The sequence below is a fragment of the Salimicrobium salexigens genome, assembly GCF_900156705.1.
Lineage (GTDB): Bacteria > Bacillota > Bacilli > Bacillales > Halobacillaceae > Salimicrobium > Salimicrobium album.
This window is the reverse complement of sequence record NZ_FTOK01000006.1, coordinates 16,691-33,199: the sequence shown is the minus strand read 5'-3', so window position 1 is coordinate 33,199 and position 16,509 is coordinate 16,691. Positions and strand designations below refer to the sequence as shown.

The following is a 16,509-nucleotide window of genomic DNA, read 5'->3' as shown; positions in this document are numbered from 1 at the left end:
TTTTTCTGTTTGAATTTAAGGTGGAAATCGCATATTATAAATGATGGATAATAACGACTTAATGATTTTTATCAGTCAGAGAATAGAAAACAGGAGGAATCACCATGAGCTCAGATTACCGGGTTCTTCTCTATTACAAATACGTTGATTTACCAGACTACGAAGAATACTGTGCCAATCACTTACATTTCTGTAAAGATCTTGGTCTCCGGGGTCGTATTATTGTAGCTCCGGAAGGTATTAACGGAACAGTATCGGGGACGGTCGAACAGGTAGAGGAATACATGGAATATGTGCGTTCAGATGAACGGTTCGCTGACATCCATTTTAAAATCGATGAACATGAAGGTCACGCTTTCAAGAAAATGCACTGCCGTGTGAAGCCGGAACTCGTCAACTGGAATATCGAGGAAGACGACATCGACCCGAAAACGTTCGGAGGGCAGCATCTGAAACCGAAAGAGTTCCGTGAAATGCTTGAAGACGAAGATACCATCGTCATTGACGGACGTAATGAATACGAATATCGTATCGGCCATTTCCGTAACGCGATACGTCCCGACGTGAACTTCTCCCGGGAGTTTCCGGAGTGGATAGCGGAGAAAGCCGAAGAATGGAAGGACAAAAAGGTGCTGACTTATTGTACCGGCGGTATCCGTTGTGAAAAACTCACCGGCATACTGAAGAAAAACGGAGTAGAAGATGTTTATCAGCTCGAAGGCGGAATTACTACGTACGGAAAAGACCCGGAAGTCCAGGGTGAGCTGTTCGATGGCAAAATGTACGTATTTGATGAACGGGTTACCGTTCCGGTGAACCAGAAAGAAGAAGTGATCGTAGCTGAATGCGAGCACTGCGGCAAGAAAGAAGACCGTATGATCAACTGTTCTAACCCGGGCTGCAACCGTCAGTACGTCTGCTGCGAAGATTGTGAACAGACATACCATGCCGCCTGCACGATTGAATGCAAAGAACATCCGGAAAACCGCTGGAGCCCCGAGCTCGGAACGCAGATTGATAAATATACGCGTATGCAACAGGAGAAAATGAGACAGAAAGCTTAAAGCTTCTCAGTCTTCCAATAATCAGCAAAACCCCTGCAGATGTGCCTGACCGGCTTTCTGCAGGGGTTTTTATTTAGGTATTTTCATCTTTTCCTTCCAAAAATACGCTCGGCTGCGTGATAGGTGGAGCCGATTCCTTCACCGAAAGATAACGCATGACGAATAGCTTCCGTAACGAAATATTTCGCTTCCTCCACGGCTCTATCCATCGGCAGTCCTTTGGCAAGGCCAGCTGCAATGGAAGCCGAATACGTGCATCCGGCCCCGCTTGTATGAATCGTATCAATCCGCTCGGAACGGTATTCCTTCACTTCCATTCCATCGAACAGGAGGTCGACGGCCGGATAATCGGACAACCCTCCGCCTTTCAAAAGGACGTAGTCCGCCCCGAAACTGTGCAGCTGCTTCACGTCCCTCTCCATCTCTTCAATCGTTTCGGGAGCCCTTCTGCCGAGAAGCTTTCCTGCTTCCTGTAAATTCGGAGTGATCACTGCAGCAAGCGGAATCAGTTCTTCTTTCAAACTTTCCACCGCCTCCTCCTTCAGGAGCTGGGTTCCCATCTTACCGATCATGACCGGATCCAGAACGTACGGAACCTGTTTATACCTTTTCAGGAGTTCTGCCGTCGCTTCAATAATCTCTTTTGTAAACAGCATACCCGTCTTCAGGGCGTCGGCTCCCACATGCTCCATCGACGCGTGAACCTGAGCCTGCACAGATTCGACCGGCTGGGTGAACACCCCTGTATCCGTCACCGAATTGTTGGCAACGAGAGCCGTGACCGCACTCATTCCATATACGTTGTGTTCTTCAAACGTTTTCAGGTCCGCCTGAATACCTGCACTCCCCTGACTGGCCGAGCCGGCAATGCTTAACACCCTTGGTATCATTATCGTTCCACCTTTCTTCTGTTTTCTACTATAATGTAAATCAGGAGGTTGCCTATGGCTAAATATCCCGAGTTATCCTGGTCCATTGCCAGACACAATACACTTATGACCTGCGCACGTAAATACGTTTATCATTACTACACTTCCCATAATGGATGGATCAGTAATATAGACAGTTTACAGCATCAGGCATACAGGCTCAAAAAAATAACGAACCTGGAAATGTATTTCGGAAGTATCGTTCACGAAACAGTTGAAAAAGCCGTTGCCCATTACCGCACCACCGGTGAACTGCCGGGGGAGGATAAGATGAAAAACTACATCCGTCAGAAACTCAACCTCGCCTACCGGGATTCCTATCACCGGGAGTATAGCTGGTGGCGGCGGCCGAAAGGCTACATCATGCTCCATGAGGTATATTACGGAAACACGATTCCGGAAGAAAAAATAGATAAAATCAAGTACCGCCTCGACACCGTTCTTAAAAATTTTCTTTCCAGCCCCACTTTTCGCGATATGCTCGATACGGAAAACACGGACTTTGTGGAATCCGAGAAGTTTCGCTACTTACTGATCGACGGGGTGAAAGTCTGGGTCGTTATGGACCTTCTTTACTACCATCATCAGTCAGGCAAGTGGGTTATCGTCGACTGGAAGACGGGGAAACAGACAGAAGAGGACCGTAACCAGCTGGCCCTTTATGCCATGTATGTGAAGCATACTTTTCCTGTAGAGTCCCTTGATGAGATTACGATCCGGAACGAATATCTTCTTGACGGGAGCACCGAAGAACATAAGCTTACCGAAGAAGAAATCGTCCGCGTGCAGGATATGTTCAATCTCAGCCTCCGGGAAATGGAAGAATATATGGAAGACAGGGGAAAAAACATACCGAAACCCATCACCTCTTTCCCTATGCAGCAAAACAGGAGTATTTGCGCCTCCTGCAACTTTCAGGAACTATGTTTTCCGGAGGGTTATGTTTAAAACGGCAGCGAACAGGATATGTATTATAAAGTAGACAAACAAATCGAAGGGAGCTTTGATCAATTTATGAAAGTACTAGTAGCTGGTGCAAACGGAAAAACAGGACGTTTGCTCATACAATATCTAAAAGAAGATGGACACGAACCGTACGGCATGGTTCGTAAAGAAGAACAGAAAGGTACAATCGAATCACTCGGCGGTATCCCGGTTCTTGCTGACGTAACGAAAGATGTCGGTCACGGTGTAAAAGGCATGGACGCTGTCATATTTGCAGCAGGCTCCGGCTCAAGCACAGGACCTGAAGAGACGGTAAGAGTCGACCAGGAAGGCGCCATCAATCTGATTAAGCATACGGAAGAATTCGGCATGACCAAATTCGTTATGCTGAGCTCTATTGCCGCAGGAGACCCGAGCCGTGTAGGTGAAGATATGCGCCATTACATGGAAGCGAAAGGTAAAGCGGATGAGTATCTGCAAAGTACGGAACTGGATTACACAATCGTACGTCCAGGCGGTCTGACCGACGGCGATTCCACTTCCAAGATTACAGTGGGCGACACAGTTGATTTTGGTGAAATCCCTCGTGCGGACGTAGCTAAAACTATCATCGCGGCGCTTCAGGAACCGAACGCTTTCCACAAGGCTTTCGAAGTGATCAGCGGCGATACTCAAATCGAAGAAGCTCGTAAAACATTGAGATAAAATCGAGAATGTAAAAGTATCTATTACGAGAAAAGTCTCCCGCCTGCAGATATCTGCAGGGGGGGGAGACTTTTTAATGTATAACACTTATTTTCTTCCGTATATTACCGTCATATCAGGTTTTTTCTCCAGTTTTTAAATTCGAGTTCATTGAATTTCCATGCCATTTTCTCTTCATCCACCTGAAGGAGAGCTTCCTCCAGTGGAAAATCAATTTCGACGTTGCAACGGATTGCGGCTAAATCCCTCGAAAGATGCAGCATATCGAGGTCCGTCTCGATTTTACTTCGCTGTGCTTTTGTAAGAGCGCTTATGTTTTCAAGTATCCCTTCAATCGTACCGTACTGATGCAACAGCTTCAGAGCGGTCTTCTCCCCTATCCCTTTCACTCCGGCGTAGTTGTCGCTGCTGTCTCCCATGAAAGCCTTCAGATCAATGAGCTGTTTCGGGGTGACCCCTTTTTCCTCTTTCAGCCTTTCTTCCGTATACTCGGCATAGTTACCGTACCCTTTTTTCAGTAATACTACAGAAACATTCGGTTCAAGCAGCTGCAGCATATCCTGATCACCAGTCAGAATCAGCACTTCGGCTTCTTCCCGGTAATGATGACTTAATGTCCCTATACAGTCGTCCGCTTCATACCCTGCCAAGCCGACGTTCGGTATATGTAGAGCTTCCATCACTTCTTTTGCCAGATCGAACTGTGGGACCATCTCTTCCGGAGGTGCGCTCCTGTTTGCTTTGTAGCTCTCGAGCATATCGTTTCTGAATGTTTTGCTGCCCATATCCCAGCAGGCGACGACGTGAGTCGGTTCATATTCCCTCACCGCCGAAAACAGATGCTTCACCATTCCGTACACGGCGTTTGTCGGTACACCTTTCGAATTGATCATATAATAATTGCTCACAGCTGTAGCATAGAAGGCCCGGAACAGCAGCGCCATCCCGTCCACGAGCATCACTCTTTTAGACATCTTCCCACTCCTTTCCTATCTCCGGTCATTATACCAGAAACAGGGTCCGCTATATATCCGTCAGATAATTGACAATATTCCACCTTCGTGCTAAATTTTATCTGTAAGCGTTTTCAATAAAGCACAGGAGGATTGATTAAATGGTATATCAAAACCCAAACACAGAAGGGTCCCCGGTTCAATTCAAAGAACAGTATGAGAACTACATCGGAGGGGAATGGACGCCGCCCGAAAAAGGGCAATACTTCGACAACGTAACTCCGGTAACCGGCAAAAACTTCACCAGAATCCCCCGCTCTACAGAAGAAGATATAAATAAAGCCATTGAAGCAGGACATAAAGCTCAAAAAGCCTGGGGCTCCACTTCCGTTGCGGAAAGAGCCAATATATTAAATAAAATTGCCGATCGCATGGAGGAGAACCTTGAACTTCTCGCTGTCGCAGAAACCTGGGACAACGGAAAAGCGGTCCGCGAAACCCTCAACGCAGATATACCACTTGCCATCGACCACTTCCGCTATTTTGCAGGCGCAATTCGTGCTCAGGAAGGCTCCATCGGCCAGATTGATGAAGACACGGTAGCCTATCATTTCAATGAGCCTCTGGGTGTCGTCGGTCAGATCATTCCATGGAACTTCCCTATCCTCATGGCGACCTGGAAACTGGCTCCTGCCCTCGCCACCGGCAACTGCGTAGTACTGAAGCCGGCGGAACAGACTCCTGCCTCCATCCTTTTTCTGATGGAAATGATTGAAGATCTGCTTCCTGCCGGAGTATTGAATATCGTTAACGGGTTCGGTCTCGAGACCGGGAAACCTCTTGCCCAGCATCCTGATATTCAGAAGATTGCTTTCACCGGCGAAACGACGACCGGCCGGATGATTATGCAGTACGCTTCCCAGAATATCATTCCGGTAACACTGGAACTTGGTGGAAAGTCCCCGAACGTGTTCTTCCCGGATATCATGCAGGAAGACGATGATTTTCTCGACAAAGCGGTGGAGGGTCTCGTCATGTTCGCGCTGAACCAGGGTGAAGTATGTACATGTCCGTCACGTGCCCTTGTGCATGAATCCATTTACGATGAATTTATGGAGAGAGCCATTAAACGGGTGAAAGAAATCAAGACAGGGAATCCGCTCGATCCGAACACAGCTATGGGAGCGCAAGCTTCTTCCGAACAACTGGAAAAAATACTTTCGTATCTTGAAATAGGTAAAGATGAAGGTGCCGAACTGCTGGTCGGAGGAGAACAGAATAAAATGGACGGGGAATTTTCCGACGGCTACTACGTGAAACCGACGATATTCAAAGGGACAAACGATATGCGTATATTCCAGGAGGAGATTTTCGGCCCTGTCCTGTCCGTCACTACGTTCAAGGATGAAGATGAAGCCATGGAAATTGCCAATGATACCCTGTACGGTCTCGGCGCCGGTATCTGGACCCGCAACGTGAATACGGCCTACCGCTTCGGACGCGGCATCCAGGCGGGACGCGTATGGACGAACTGCTACCATGCCTACCCTGCTCACGCTGCCTTTGGCGGTTACAAGATGTCCGGTATCGGCCGCGAAAACCACAAAATGATGCTCGGCCACTATCAGCAGACGAAAAACATGCTCGTCAGCTACAGCCCGCAAAAACTTGGATTCTTTTAAGAACAAAAGCGGAAACTTCCGGTTAGAAGCACTGTCGTAAGCAGGAAACCCCGCCATCTGGACAAGAATTACCTACACCAGAAAGGATGAGCCTTATGGCTGAACGAGTTACGGCAACAGAAGACGCTCTTGCACTTATCGACACCCTGAAGGAAAAACATGGAGCCCTGATGTTCCACCAGTCCGGCGGCTGCTGCGACGGCAGTTCACCGATGTGTTACCCGGAAGGTGATCTTATGGTCGGGGCTCAGGATATAAAACTCGGTGAAATCGCCGGAGTCCCCTTTTATATTCACAAGAAACAATTTGAGTACTGGAAGCACACCCAGCTGATCATTGATGTCGTGGATGGACGCGGAGGTATGTTTTCTCTTGAAGGTGTAGAAGGGAAACGGTTCCTGACTCGCTCGCGTGCTTTCACGAAGGAAGAGAATGATGAACTGAACAAACGGAAAGTATAACTGCCTGTTTTTCAAAAGCAGCCGGAGCAGCGCTCCCGGCTGCTTTTTATGGTTTTTGAACCGGCACTTCATTCTTCATATGGCACCTCCCGATCATCACGGTTATAATAAAGAGAAAAGATTCATGCAGGAAACCGGCTATATACATCATAAGGGGGGAAGGGATCTGTGAGAAAACGCTTCTGGATACCGATACTGCTGATCATTTTCGGAGTCTTCTTTCCACTTCTATTCGACATTGAACATGTCGGGCTGCATCATATGATTGAAAAACTCAAAAACAACCCCGACGGCAGTACTTTAATGCTTACCGCACTTATTCTCGTTTTTCTGAATACATTGAGAGCTCTTCCCCACTATCTCGGGGCTCTGCTCCTCGGGGATGCTCTTGGAAGAAAATATAACCGTCCCATACTGAAAATCGCCGTTCCGGTCGTGATTATTCCTGCAGTATATCTGCTTATCAACTCTTATTATTCCATGAACTATCATTTCGGGGGACCTGCCATTCTTCTGTTACTATCCATTTTATTTCTTCAGCTGTTCGGCAGACAAAATATGCGTCCGCTGTTTATGTCTTTCGTTTTCTCCCAGCTTCTGTTCGGTTACCAGTGGCTGGATATCGTCCCTGCTCTCACTTCTTTCGGGTTCGGCGGCGGAGAAGTTTCCGTACTGGTTAAAAGTACATCGTCCGCTATCGGTTTTGAAAACACTCTATCTATCTACAGCCTTTTATTTTCAGCTGTCTTCATCGTCCATGCCCTCGTGTTTGCCGTCTATTTAACAGTGGTCGAACAGAAGTGGAAAATGCGCAAAGATCTGGAGTCGGCGCGGCTCGAAATGGTGGAAGCAAGAAGCGGCCGGGAAGCCCTTCATCTCGTCCACGACCTGAAAACACCACTCTCTCTGATGGAGGGGCTGAATTCTCTTATCCAGATGAAAACGGACGATCCGGATATCCAGACATATACCGGAAAAATATCCGATTCTATAGAGGCTACGAGCGACATGGTCTCTGAAATACTATATGATGAAAAGAAGAACTGGTGCTCCCTGCACACGCTGATCGAATACGTGAGGCAAAACAAATTGTCCGAATCCTCTACCATTTACCAGTTCGAACTCCAGGCTCCGAGTGATATAGAGATCTACATTAACAAAATCCGGATGACAAGGGCAATCGTCAACCTGATTGATAACGCCGGAGACGCTGTCGAAGGTCAGAAAAACGCCCAGGTCGTCATCCGTTCGGAAGTCCATGCGGGCATATGGATCGGTATCGAAGACAACGGGCCCGGCATCAAAAATCGGGACATCCAAAAAATCTGGAATGCCGGATTCAGTACGAAAGAGCACCCGGGGCTCGGTTTATCATTCGTCAAAAACGTAATTGAAGAACACGGGGCCTCCCTCGATATCGAAAGCGAACCGGGGGTCGGCACAACATTCTGGATACATTTTCCGAAGGAGAGGACACGCTATGAACATACTGATCATCGATAATGACGAATCCTTGCGTTATATGCTGACGGAATTCTGTAACCATGCGGGATGGCAATCAAATACGGCCGTGAACGGTCGCGAGGGAGTCGATTTATTTCAGCGGGAGAAATTCGACATTATTCTGGTCGACTATCATATGCCGGAGATGGACGGGCTGCAGACGGTCAAAGAAATAAGAAAACAGAATCAGCAGGTACCCATCCTTGTCCTTACGGTGGATGAGCGCCAGGAAATTGCGGATCGCTTTCTCGAAGAAGGCGCGACGGATTTCGCCTTAAAACCGGTCAAAGCCCCGGATTTGATTTCCCGTATCCAGCTGCACGTAAAGCTTGCAAATATGCGTTCCGTGCACGAAGAAAGTGAGGAAATCTACTCCGCCAAAGGGATCAGCAAAAATACTTTAAGTATTATTGCGGAGCACCTGAAAAAAGAAGAAGAACCTGCGTCCGTCGATGTCGTTTCCAAAGAAATCGGTCTTGCCTACCCTACCGTCTATCGATACCTGATGCACCTGCTTGAGGAAGGGCAGGTAAAACAGGTGATCAGCCACCAGAAGATAGGAAGGCCGAAGAAACTGTATAAATGGTATACAAAATAGCCGGAGGACACCCCCCGGCTATTATTTGTTTCCCGAGAAATCGACTGGCGGGAACACTTTTTTGTTCTACCCTCTGATTTCTTTATATTTTTCTTTCCAGGGAAAAGCTTCTTCAAGTTGACGCGCAAGCTGGAACAGAACTTTGTCGCGTCCGTATCGGGCCTGGAAATGAGAACCGATCGGCAGGTTTTCTTTCGTCCAGTACGTCGGTACACTCATGGCCGGCTGTCCCGTCATATTTGCTATGGGAGTCAAGTAGGCGTATATTTCCGAAACGGATAATATTTCATCAATTGTTTTCTCTTCTCCGTTATAACGACCGAGGGGCAGGGCTTTTTTATGATTCACCGGATTAATCAGCACGTCATATTCTTCAAAGAAACGATCGAGCTTCTGCGTCTCGAGAAAAACTTTCTCCCTGGCTTTCTCATATTCAAGAGCACTGTAGCCGGCAGCTTTTTCCTTCAGCGTAGATAACATTTTTTCGATAAAAGGGTCAGCCGGGGCCTTATTGTTCGCACTGGCTGCTTTATCTACACTGAGCGCTCCTCCGACGACCCACAGGTAAATATAAGCTTCCATCATACCGTCGTGGTCAAAATCCGGATATACTTCTTCCACTTCATGACCGAGAGAAGCGCACTTTTCTGCCGCATCCCGCACCACTTCCTGTACTTCTTCGTCGATCTCGATATTGCCGTGTACGTTCGGGGCATAAGCTATTTTCAGTTTCCCCGGAGACTCACCGATGGTGTCAAAAAAAGGAAGATCTTTCTCCGGGAAACCGTAACCCGTCCCCGGAACCGGTCCTTCGATGACATCGAGCAGGGCGGCACTGTCCCGGACGGAAGTCGTCAGCGCATGCTGGACAGAAAGGCTGTTAAGATACATCGTAAGCGGAGAGCGGCCCCGTGTCGGTTTAAAACCGAACGTGCCGGTATTTGATGCAGGTATACGAAGGGATCCGCCTCCGTCACTCCCGTGAGCGAAAGGTACCATTCCTGCAGCTACAGCTACCGCAGCACCTCCGCTTGATCCGCCCGGAGATCTCGTCCGATCCCACGGATTGATCGTTTCCCCGAGAAACTGTGATTCCGTAGCAGGAGTGAATCCGAACTCGGGAGTGTTCGTTTTCCCGGTAATGTTGAGGCCCGCTTTTTTGTAGCGCCTGACGATCTCATCATCCCCGGGTGCCGTGAATCCCTCCATCACTTTGGAACCGTAAGTCAACGGTGCTCCTTTGACCGCGTTCAAATCTTTGATGAGGAACGGCAGGCCTGCGAAGAAACCATCCTTCCGGTAATCGGCATTCTTCACTTCATGAACGATCGCATTCAGCTCCGGATTTCTCTCCTCCTGAATCATGCGATAATGAAGCAGCACCTCTTCTTGCGATACCGCTCCCTCTTTCACCATACGGGCCTGGGCTATTCCATCTATTTCACTCAGCTCTTTTATGTACATCTGTCCATTCTCCTCTCTTAAATAAAAAAAGAACCCGTCTCCTGTTTTCCTCACCGGGAAAGCAGGAGACGGGTATTGCCTTTACATCACCTGGATTATTCTCCGGATGTATAGAAAAATTGCGTCCAGTACGTGACATAATAACCGTCGCTATCGACGTAACCGACACCGATTTCATCATAATTTTCATTTAAAATGTTGGCGCGGTGACCTTCACTGTTCATCCACGCTTCCACTACTTCTTCCGGAGAAATCTGTCCGGCAGCAATGTTTTCCCCGGCATACTGATAATTGAGTCCGAACATATTCATCATATTGAACGGAGACCCATACGTCGGTGACTGGTGGGCGAAATAGGAATTCTCATGCATATCGAATGATTTCTGTTTCGCTACACGACTGAGCTCTTCGTTCAGTTCCAGAGGAGGAAGACCGTACGCTGCTCTTTTTTCGTTGGTAAGTTCCACCACTTCCCGTTCAAAAGCGGATACTTCATACACAGCTTTGAAATTACGGGCTGTCTCCGTTTTAGTCTCGGAGCGGAGTTCGGGAGAAAGGTATAATTCATAGGTTTCTCCGTCCTTATAGAATTCTTCGGGTTCCAGCCTGATTGAAGCTTCCCCGATTGTTCTTTCCAGAGGGACGAATGTACCGTCTTCTCTCTTGATACCCACGTAGTTATTGCTTGAAAGAATATCTTCATCCACATTTTCCGTAAACTCGATCGTCCAGGCTTTGTCTATCGGCACTTCTTTCCCCGGTAACGTTTCCGTTTCTCCCTTAATAGGGTTGACTACTCCAAGCAGCACCATTATTAACCCGCTTATCCAGTATTTGTGCATCCTGAACGACCTCCTGTGTAATGTTAAAAACAGTTCATTTTCCCCAGATCTTATACTGTTCACAATAAAAGTATTCTTCTTTAAGAATCCCATATAAGGGAACTTTAGACAAGGGTCAAAACTCCTACTTAATCACTAAGTTTTACAATTTATAATTACTGATTGCCTGCAGAACTGGTTCCTTTTCTTTACATATATTAAACATAAAAAACTGCCCCACTTGAAAAAAACGGGACAGTACTGTTTTAAAGTAATGCTTCCAAAATTGCTTTTTGTACATGAAGGCGATTTTCGGCCTGTTCAAAGACAAAAGAATGTTCCCCTTCCATCACCTCTTTAGTGATCTCCTCTTCCCGGTGTGCCGGCAGACAGTGAAGAACACTTACGTCCGGCTTTGCTGCTGTCACAAGCCTTTCATTAATCTGATAGGGGAAAAGCGCCTCTTTTCTTTCTTTTTCTTCTCCGTCCTGTCCCATACTGGTCCAGACATCGGTATAAAGGATATCGGCACCCGCGGCAGCTTCTTCCACGTTTTCTGTTACTGTAACACTGCCCCCATGTTTTGCCGCCAGCTTCTTTGCATTCCCTGTTATAAAATCAAGCGGCCAATAGCCGGAGGGAGAGGCTACCACGACCTCGAGACCGAGAATTGCTCCTATCGTCATAAGAGAGTGGGCTACATTATTTCCATCTCCGGTATAAACGAGTTTCACCCCGGCTAATTGACCTTTCTGCTCATAAACAGTGAGCATATCGGCCAGTGCCTGGCACGGATGGTACAAATCACAAAGTCCGCTGATAACGGGGACACTCCCGTTCCCGGCCAGCTCCTCGAGTTTCTGATGCGCATCGGTGCGGATCATAATACCATCCACGTACCGCGACAGAACCTTCGCCGTATCCCCGATTGTTTCTCCGCGTCCAAGCTGCATGTCCCGGCTGTTCAGATTGATGGCTGTCCCTCCGAGCTGCGTCATCCCCACTTCGAAGGAGACGCGGGTCCGGGTCGACGATTTTTCGAAAATCATAGCCAGAGTTTTTTGAGATAACGCACCAGAGTAGGGAGACTGTTTCAATACCAGCGCTCTTTCAAGTAAATGAATGATTTCTTTTCTGCTGTAGTCTTTCCAGGTAAGCAGGTGCTTCCCTTTCAAAGAAATTTCTTCCTTTGGATCCGTGGTTTCCGTCCTCACACTATCACCTCTTCCTCTACGGATTTTCTAAGAGCGATCCTTGTCCTGCTGCCATCCTTCCGGTTCTCCTTATAAGCTCTGTATGCATCCGGGTCACTGAAAATAGTGATGCCTGCTTTTAATGCTTTCACCCTCTTCTCTCTCGCTTCTTCCGTTTCACCTTCGTTATGGTAGACCGCAGCTTCCGGCGTGTTCAGCCACGTATCGAAATCATCGTCGTGATCTTCATCGAAACATGCCGGACTTCCGGCTGGAGGTAAGTGTTCGAACACTTTTGCAAGCGCCTCTTCTTTCGTTTCACCGATATACATCCCCTCTCCGGTGGACATCATGTTAGCTCCGAGTTTGTGATCGAGTTCCGCCAGAGCATGAGAGGAGAATACCGGAAATTTCACTGCCACACAGGGTATGTGGAGCGTTTTTTCCGGGAAACATATCGATTCCCCGACCATCGCCCGGACCGCCCAGTCGATGAGCGGAAGTGCTGCGGTTTTACTCACAATCGGGACCGTACGGCTCGAACGCGGGTTCACTTCCAAAACGAAGACATTCGTCCCGCTCACAAGGAACTGTATATTCATGATTCCTTTATAATTTATGGAAGTTGCAATCTTCTTCGCAAATGTTTCTACCTGATGCCGGATCGTCCCCTCTACCTCTGCAGGGAACACGGCCATGCTGTCTCCTGAATGGACGCCGGCTTTTTCAATGTGTGCCATGAGACCGGGAATGAATACTTCCGAACCATTACTGACAAGTTCCACTTCTACTTCCTCTCCGGAGATGAACTGGTCCATCACCAGCGGGTAATGTCTCTGCTCCATCTCCTGAAGAGCCGACTCAAGTTCATTCTTCGAATGGATCACGACCATCCCCTGTCCACCTATAACGTAGGAGGGACGACAGAGAAGCGGATACTGATACGTATGTGCGGCTGCACGTGCTTCTTCCGGTGAGTGACACATCTCGCCGGGGACGTGGGGAACATCTATCATCTGCAGTAATTCATAGAAAGCCTCCCGATCTTCGAGTTTAGCGATGGTTTCGGAAGATGCTCCGGCCACCTTATATCCGGCTTTTTCCACAGCTTCCGTTACGTTAAGAGCCGTCTGGCCGCCGAACGCTGTGAAAACGACATCCACTTTCTCAAAAGCGGCTACATCGAGAATATTCTCCAGTTTCAAAGGTTCAAAGTACAGCCTGTCTGCCGTTTCGAAATCGGTGCTGACCGTTTCCGGATTATTATTGATCATAATCGTTGTATACCCTGATTTCTGCAGGCTTTCAATCGCTTTGACCGAACTATAATCGAACTCTACGCCCTGGCCGATACGTATCGGTCCCGCTCCGACGATCAGGGCTTTCTTGCCCGCCCGGAGTGGACTGATTTCCGTCACGCCTGCATACGTGCTGTAGGCGTAGTTTGTTTCGGCTTCGAATTCACCTGCGCACGTATCAACGATTTTGTAGGACGGTTTTATGCTATTCTCTTCTCTGAATTTTATCCATTCCCTTTCATTAGTGCCGGTGACTTCAGCAATTTTCGCATCTGACACTCCGTAGAGTTTCGCTTCCTTTATCGTACGTACGGAGGTGTCCTCCGCCAGGCGCTGCTCCCACGAAAGCATACGTTCAAAAGTATGCAGGAAGAAAGGATCAATCTGCGTAGCTGCAAACAGTTCTTCTGTGGTCGTGCCCTTCCGCATCAGATGAAGGAGGGCGAAAAATCTCGCATCAGTCGGTTTCTTTACGTGTTCCCATGCGTCCCTTTCTTCATTGAACACCGGCGCTGACTGATCCAGCGAATCGATCGCTTTCTGAAAAGCCGCTTCCAGTGTCCGGTCGATTGCCATCACTTCACCTGTCGCCTTCATTTTAGTGCCGAGGGTACGATCTGCTCCTGCGAATTTATCGAAAGGCCAGCGGGGAAACTTCACAACGACATAGTCCAGAGCCGGTTCGAAGCTTGCGTACGTATAACCGGTAAGAGGATTGAGCAGTTCATCAAGCCGATACCCGAGAGCCAGCTTTGCCGCCAGTTTTGCAATCGGGTACCCGGTAGCTTTCGAGGCGAGAGCGGAAGAGCGGCTTACCCGCGGATTGACTTCGATGACGTAATATTGCCGGCTGGCAGGGTCGAGAGCGAACTGCACGTTACAGCCTCCGATCACCTCGAGAATGTCCACGATTTTCAGAGCTGACGTACGCAGCATCTGATATTCTTTATCCGTAAGTGTCTGGGAAGGGGCCGTAACAATCGAATCTCCTGTATGCACCCCTACCGGATCCACGTTTTCCATATTGCATACAGATATACACGTACCATTTGTATCGCGCATCACTTCGTATTCCAGTTCCTTGAACCCCGCGATGCTTTTCTCGAGTATTACCTGGGAAATAGGACTCGCTTTCAGCCCGTCTTTCATGAGGGAGCGAAGCTCTTCCTCGTTATGCGCGATGCCTCCCCCGCGCCCGCCAAGCGTGTAGGCCGGACGGCTGATAACCGGAAAGCCTGTTTTTTCCGTAAAAGCCCGGGCGGCATCGAAGGTGGTAATCACCTGGCTTTCCACGACCGGCTGCTCCGTATCACGCATCACCTGTCTGAACTGTTCCCGGTCTTCCCCTTTTTGAATAGAGTCGATGGAGGTTCCGAGCACTTTCAGCTCATGCGCATCCATGACTCCTTTCTGTTGAAGTTCCACCGCAAGGTTCAGTGCCGTCTGCCCTCCCAGTCCTGCAAGCAGGGCATCGGGCCTTTCTTTTTTAATAATAGCTTCCACACTTTCGACTGTGAGCGGCTCGCAATAGACGCTGTCTGCAATAGCGGGATCCGTCATAATCGTGGCCGGATTGTTATTAACGAGTACTACCTCGTAACCTTCTTCCTTCAGGGCGATACATCCCTGCGTACCGGAATAATCGAATTCCGCCGCCTGACCGATAATGATGGGCCCGGAACCGAGAACCAACACTTTTTCAGACATATGCTTTCACCTCTTTCTTACGCAGAATTGCAAAAAACTCCTCGAACATCCACTCGGCATCCTCAGGTCCGGGATTCGCCTCCGGATGAAACTGGGCACTGAAAATCGGCATGGAATCATGGACTACCCCTTCAACCGAACCGTCATTTACGTTTACCATCCGCACTTTTAGAGGTGTGAATTCAAGGCTTTCCGCGGTGACTACGTAGTTGTGATTCTGAGAAGTAATGAATACCCGGCCGTTCTCCAGGTCTTTCACCGGGTGGTTGGCGCCCCGGTGACCGAACGGAAGCTTTTCCGTATCCGCTCCGTAAGCTAAGGAAATCACCTGGTGGCCATAGCAGATACCGAACACGGGGAATATATCGAAAAGGTCCTTGAATTCTGCAAGTTTTCCACTTACATCTTTCGGATCACCCGGCCCGTTGGACAATACAATTCCATCCGGTTCAATGGAATGGATGTCAGCTGCCTGCGAAAATGGTACAACAGTAACTTTTGCTCCTCTGTCCAGCAGTTTCTGAAGAATGGAGCTTTTCCAGCCGAAATCGATAAGTGCAAGATGAATGTCTCCCTCTCCATATACTTCACTTTTCTCACCACTTACTTCGTACACTTCCCCAACTGCTTCCACGGAAGAAGGAGTAGATCCTTCCTTACTTAAACTCGCCCGACACGTCCCTTTCGCCCGAATCGCCTTCGTCAGTGCCCTCGTATCAACTCCCGTTAAGTATGGAATATTCATATCGTTCATATAGGAGGATAACGACTGTTCCGCCTGATAATGACTGTCCTCGTCGGAGCACTGCCACATCACTGCCCCCTTCACCTGGGGTGTGGCGCTTTCATTCGCCGTTTCCGATACTCCGTAATTACCGATGAGAGGGTAAGTAAATACGACGATCTGTCCCCTGTAAGAAGGATCTGTCAAAACTTCCTGGTACCCGGTCATCCCGGTATAAAATACGACCTCTCCTTCGAGCGGCACGTTCCACTCCCCGGAAGCCGTTCCTTCGAAGGACCGGCCGTCTTCGAGCTGAATGACACCTTTCATATGACCATCCCTTCTATTGCATAATTATTATAGTTTATGAATATTTATGCTATTATCCGGTGAAATATAAAATTTGTCAAGGGGGCCCATGAAAGTCAGAACGAAAAATACTGGAGAACGGCTTAAAAAAAG

Annotated in this window: 14 protein-coding genes; 7 read left to right on the top strand and 7 right to left on the bottom strand. The window is 48.3% G+C overall.

All coding sequences use genetic code 11. The features are described 5' to 3' along the window. Nucleotides 1–104 precede the first annotated feature (104 nt). Nucleotides 105–1,064, top strand: coding sequence for an oxygen-dependent tRNA uridine(34) hydroxylase TrhO (gene trhO, locus BW931_RS08325; RefSeq protein WP_008589305.1), 960 nt, complete (start codon nucleotides 105–107; stop codon nucleotides 1,062–1,064). An 83-nt stretch (nucleotides 1,065–1,147) separates the two neighbouring features. Here the strand turns inward: trhO and thiD are convergent, their stop codons facing one another. Further along, entirely contained in the window at nucleotides 1,148–1,954 is an 807-nt protein-coding gene (thiD, locus tag BW931_RS08320; RefSeq protein ID WP_084193888.1) for a bifunctional hydroxymethylpyrimidine kinase/phosphomethylpyrimidine kinase, read from the bottom strand. 54 nt (nucleotides 1,955–2,008) lie between these two features. On the opposite strand from thiD, the gene BW931_RS08315 reads away from it, so the two are divergent. After that, nucleotides 2,009–2,941: a PD-(D/E)XK nuclease family protein gene (locus tag BW931_RS08315; protein ID WP_008589300.1), complete on the top strand. Its 933-nt coding sequence runs from the start codon at nucleotides 2,009–2,011 to the stop codon at nucleotides 2,939–2,941. Between the two features lie 66 nt (nucleotides 2,942–3,007). After that, nucleotides 3,008–3,643 carry an SDR family oxidoreductase gene (locus BW931_RS08310; RefSeq protein WP_076571798.1) on the top strand — a complete coding sequence of 212 codons (636 nt, stop codon included), beginning with the start codon at nucleotides 3,008–3,010 and terminating at the stop codon, nucleotides 3,641–3,643. A gap of 110 nt (nucleotides 3,644–3,753) precedes the next feature. Here BW931_RS08310 and BW931_RS08305 read toward each other — a convergent pair whose 3' ends face one another. Continuing rightward, nucleotides 3,754–4,617, bottom strand: a complete 864-nt coding sequence (locus BW931_RS08305; RefSeq protein ID WP_076571489.1) for a 5'-3' exonuclease — start codon at nucleotides 4,615–4,617, stop codon at nucleotides 3,754–3,756. Nucleotides 4,618–4,757: 140 nt separating this feature from the next. On the opposite strand from BW931_RS08305, the gene exaC reads away from it, so the two are divergent. From exaC to BW931_RS08285, 4 genes are all read left to right on the top strand, one after another. Next, nucleotides 4,758–6,278, top strand: a complete 1,521-nt coding sequence (gene exaC, locus BW931_RS08300; RefSeq protein WP_008589261.1) for an acetaldehyde dehydrogenase ExaC — start codon at nucleotides 4,758–4,760, stop codon at nucleotides 6,276–6,278. Nucleotides 6,279–6,373: 95 nt separating this feature from the next. After that, nucleotides 6,374–6,739 carry a DUF779 domain-containing protein gene (locus BW931_RS08295; RefSeq protein WP_008589257.1) on the top strand — a complete coding sequence of 122 codons (366 nt, stop codon included), beginning with the start codon at nucleotides 6,374–6,376 and terminating at the stop codon, nucleotides 6,737–6,739. Nucleotides 6,740–6,907: 168 nt separating this feature from the next. Further along, nucleotides 6,908–8,242 carry a sensor histidine kinase gene (locus tag BW931_RS08290; RefSeq protein WP_008589255.1) on the top strand — a complete coding sequence of 445 codons (1,335 nt, stop codon included), beginning with the start codon at nucleotides 6,908–6,910 and terminating at the stop codon, nucleotides 8,240–8,242. Next, nucleotides 8,220–8,840, top strand: coding sequence for a response regulator (locus tag BW931_RS08285; protein ID WP_008589253.1), 621 nt, complete (start codon nucleotides 8,220–8,222; stop codon nucleotides 8,838–8,840). Before BW931_RS08290 ends, BW931_RS08285 begins: the two co-directional genes overlap by 23 nt. 66 nt (nucleotides 8,841–8,906) lie before the next feature. Here the strand turns inward: BW931_RS08285 and BW931_RS08280 are convergent, their stop codons facing one another. From BW931_RS08280 to BW931_RS08260, 5 genes are all read right to left on the bottom strand, one after another. Then, nucleotides 8,907–10,304: an amidase gene (locus BW931_RS08280; protein WP_076571486.1), complete on the bottom strand. Its 1,398-nt coding sequence runs from the start codon at nucleotides 10,302–10,304 to the stop codon at nucleotides 8,907–8,909. Nucleotides 10,305–10,399: 95 nt separating this feature from the next. Then, a complete protein-coding gene (locus tag BW931_RS08275) occupies nucleotides 10,400–11,146 on the bottom strand; it encodes a CAP domain-containing protein (RefSeq protein ID WP_076571484.1) in 747 nt (248 codons plus the stop codon). Nucleotides 11,147–11,391: 245 nt separating this feature from the next. After that, nucleotides 11,392–12,339: an ornithine carbamoyltransferase gene (gene argF, locus BW931_RS08270; RefSeq protein WP_008589246.1), complete on the bottom strand. Its 948-nt coding sequence runs from the start codon at nucleotides 12,337–12,339 to the stop codon at nucleotides 11,392–11,394. After that, a complete protein-coding gene (locus BW931_RS08265) occupies nucleotides 12,336–15,323 on the bottom strand; it encodes a carbamoyl phosphate synthase large subunit (RefSeq protein ID WP_008589244.1) in 2,988 nt (995 codons plus the stop codon). The genes argF and BW931_RS08265 overlap by 4 nt, the downstream gene beginning before the upstream one ends. Further along, nucleotides 15,316–16,377: a carbamoyl phosphate synthase small subunit gene (locus tag BW931_RS08260; protein ID WP_008589242.1), complete on the bottom strand. Its 1,062-nt coding sequence runs from the start codon at nucleotides 16,375–16,377 to the stop codon at nucleotides 15,316–15,318. Before BW931_RS08260 ends, BW931_RS08265 begins: the two co-directional genes overlap by 8 nt. Nucleotides 16,378–16,509: the final 132 nt, after the last annotated feature.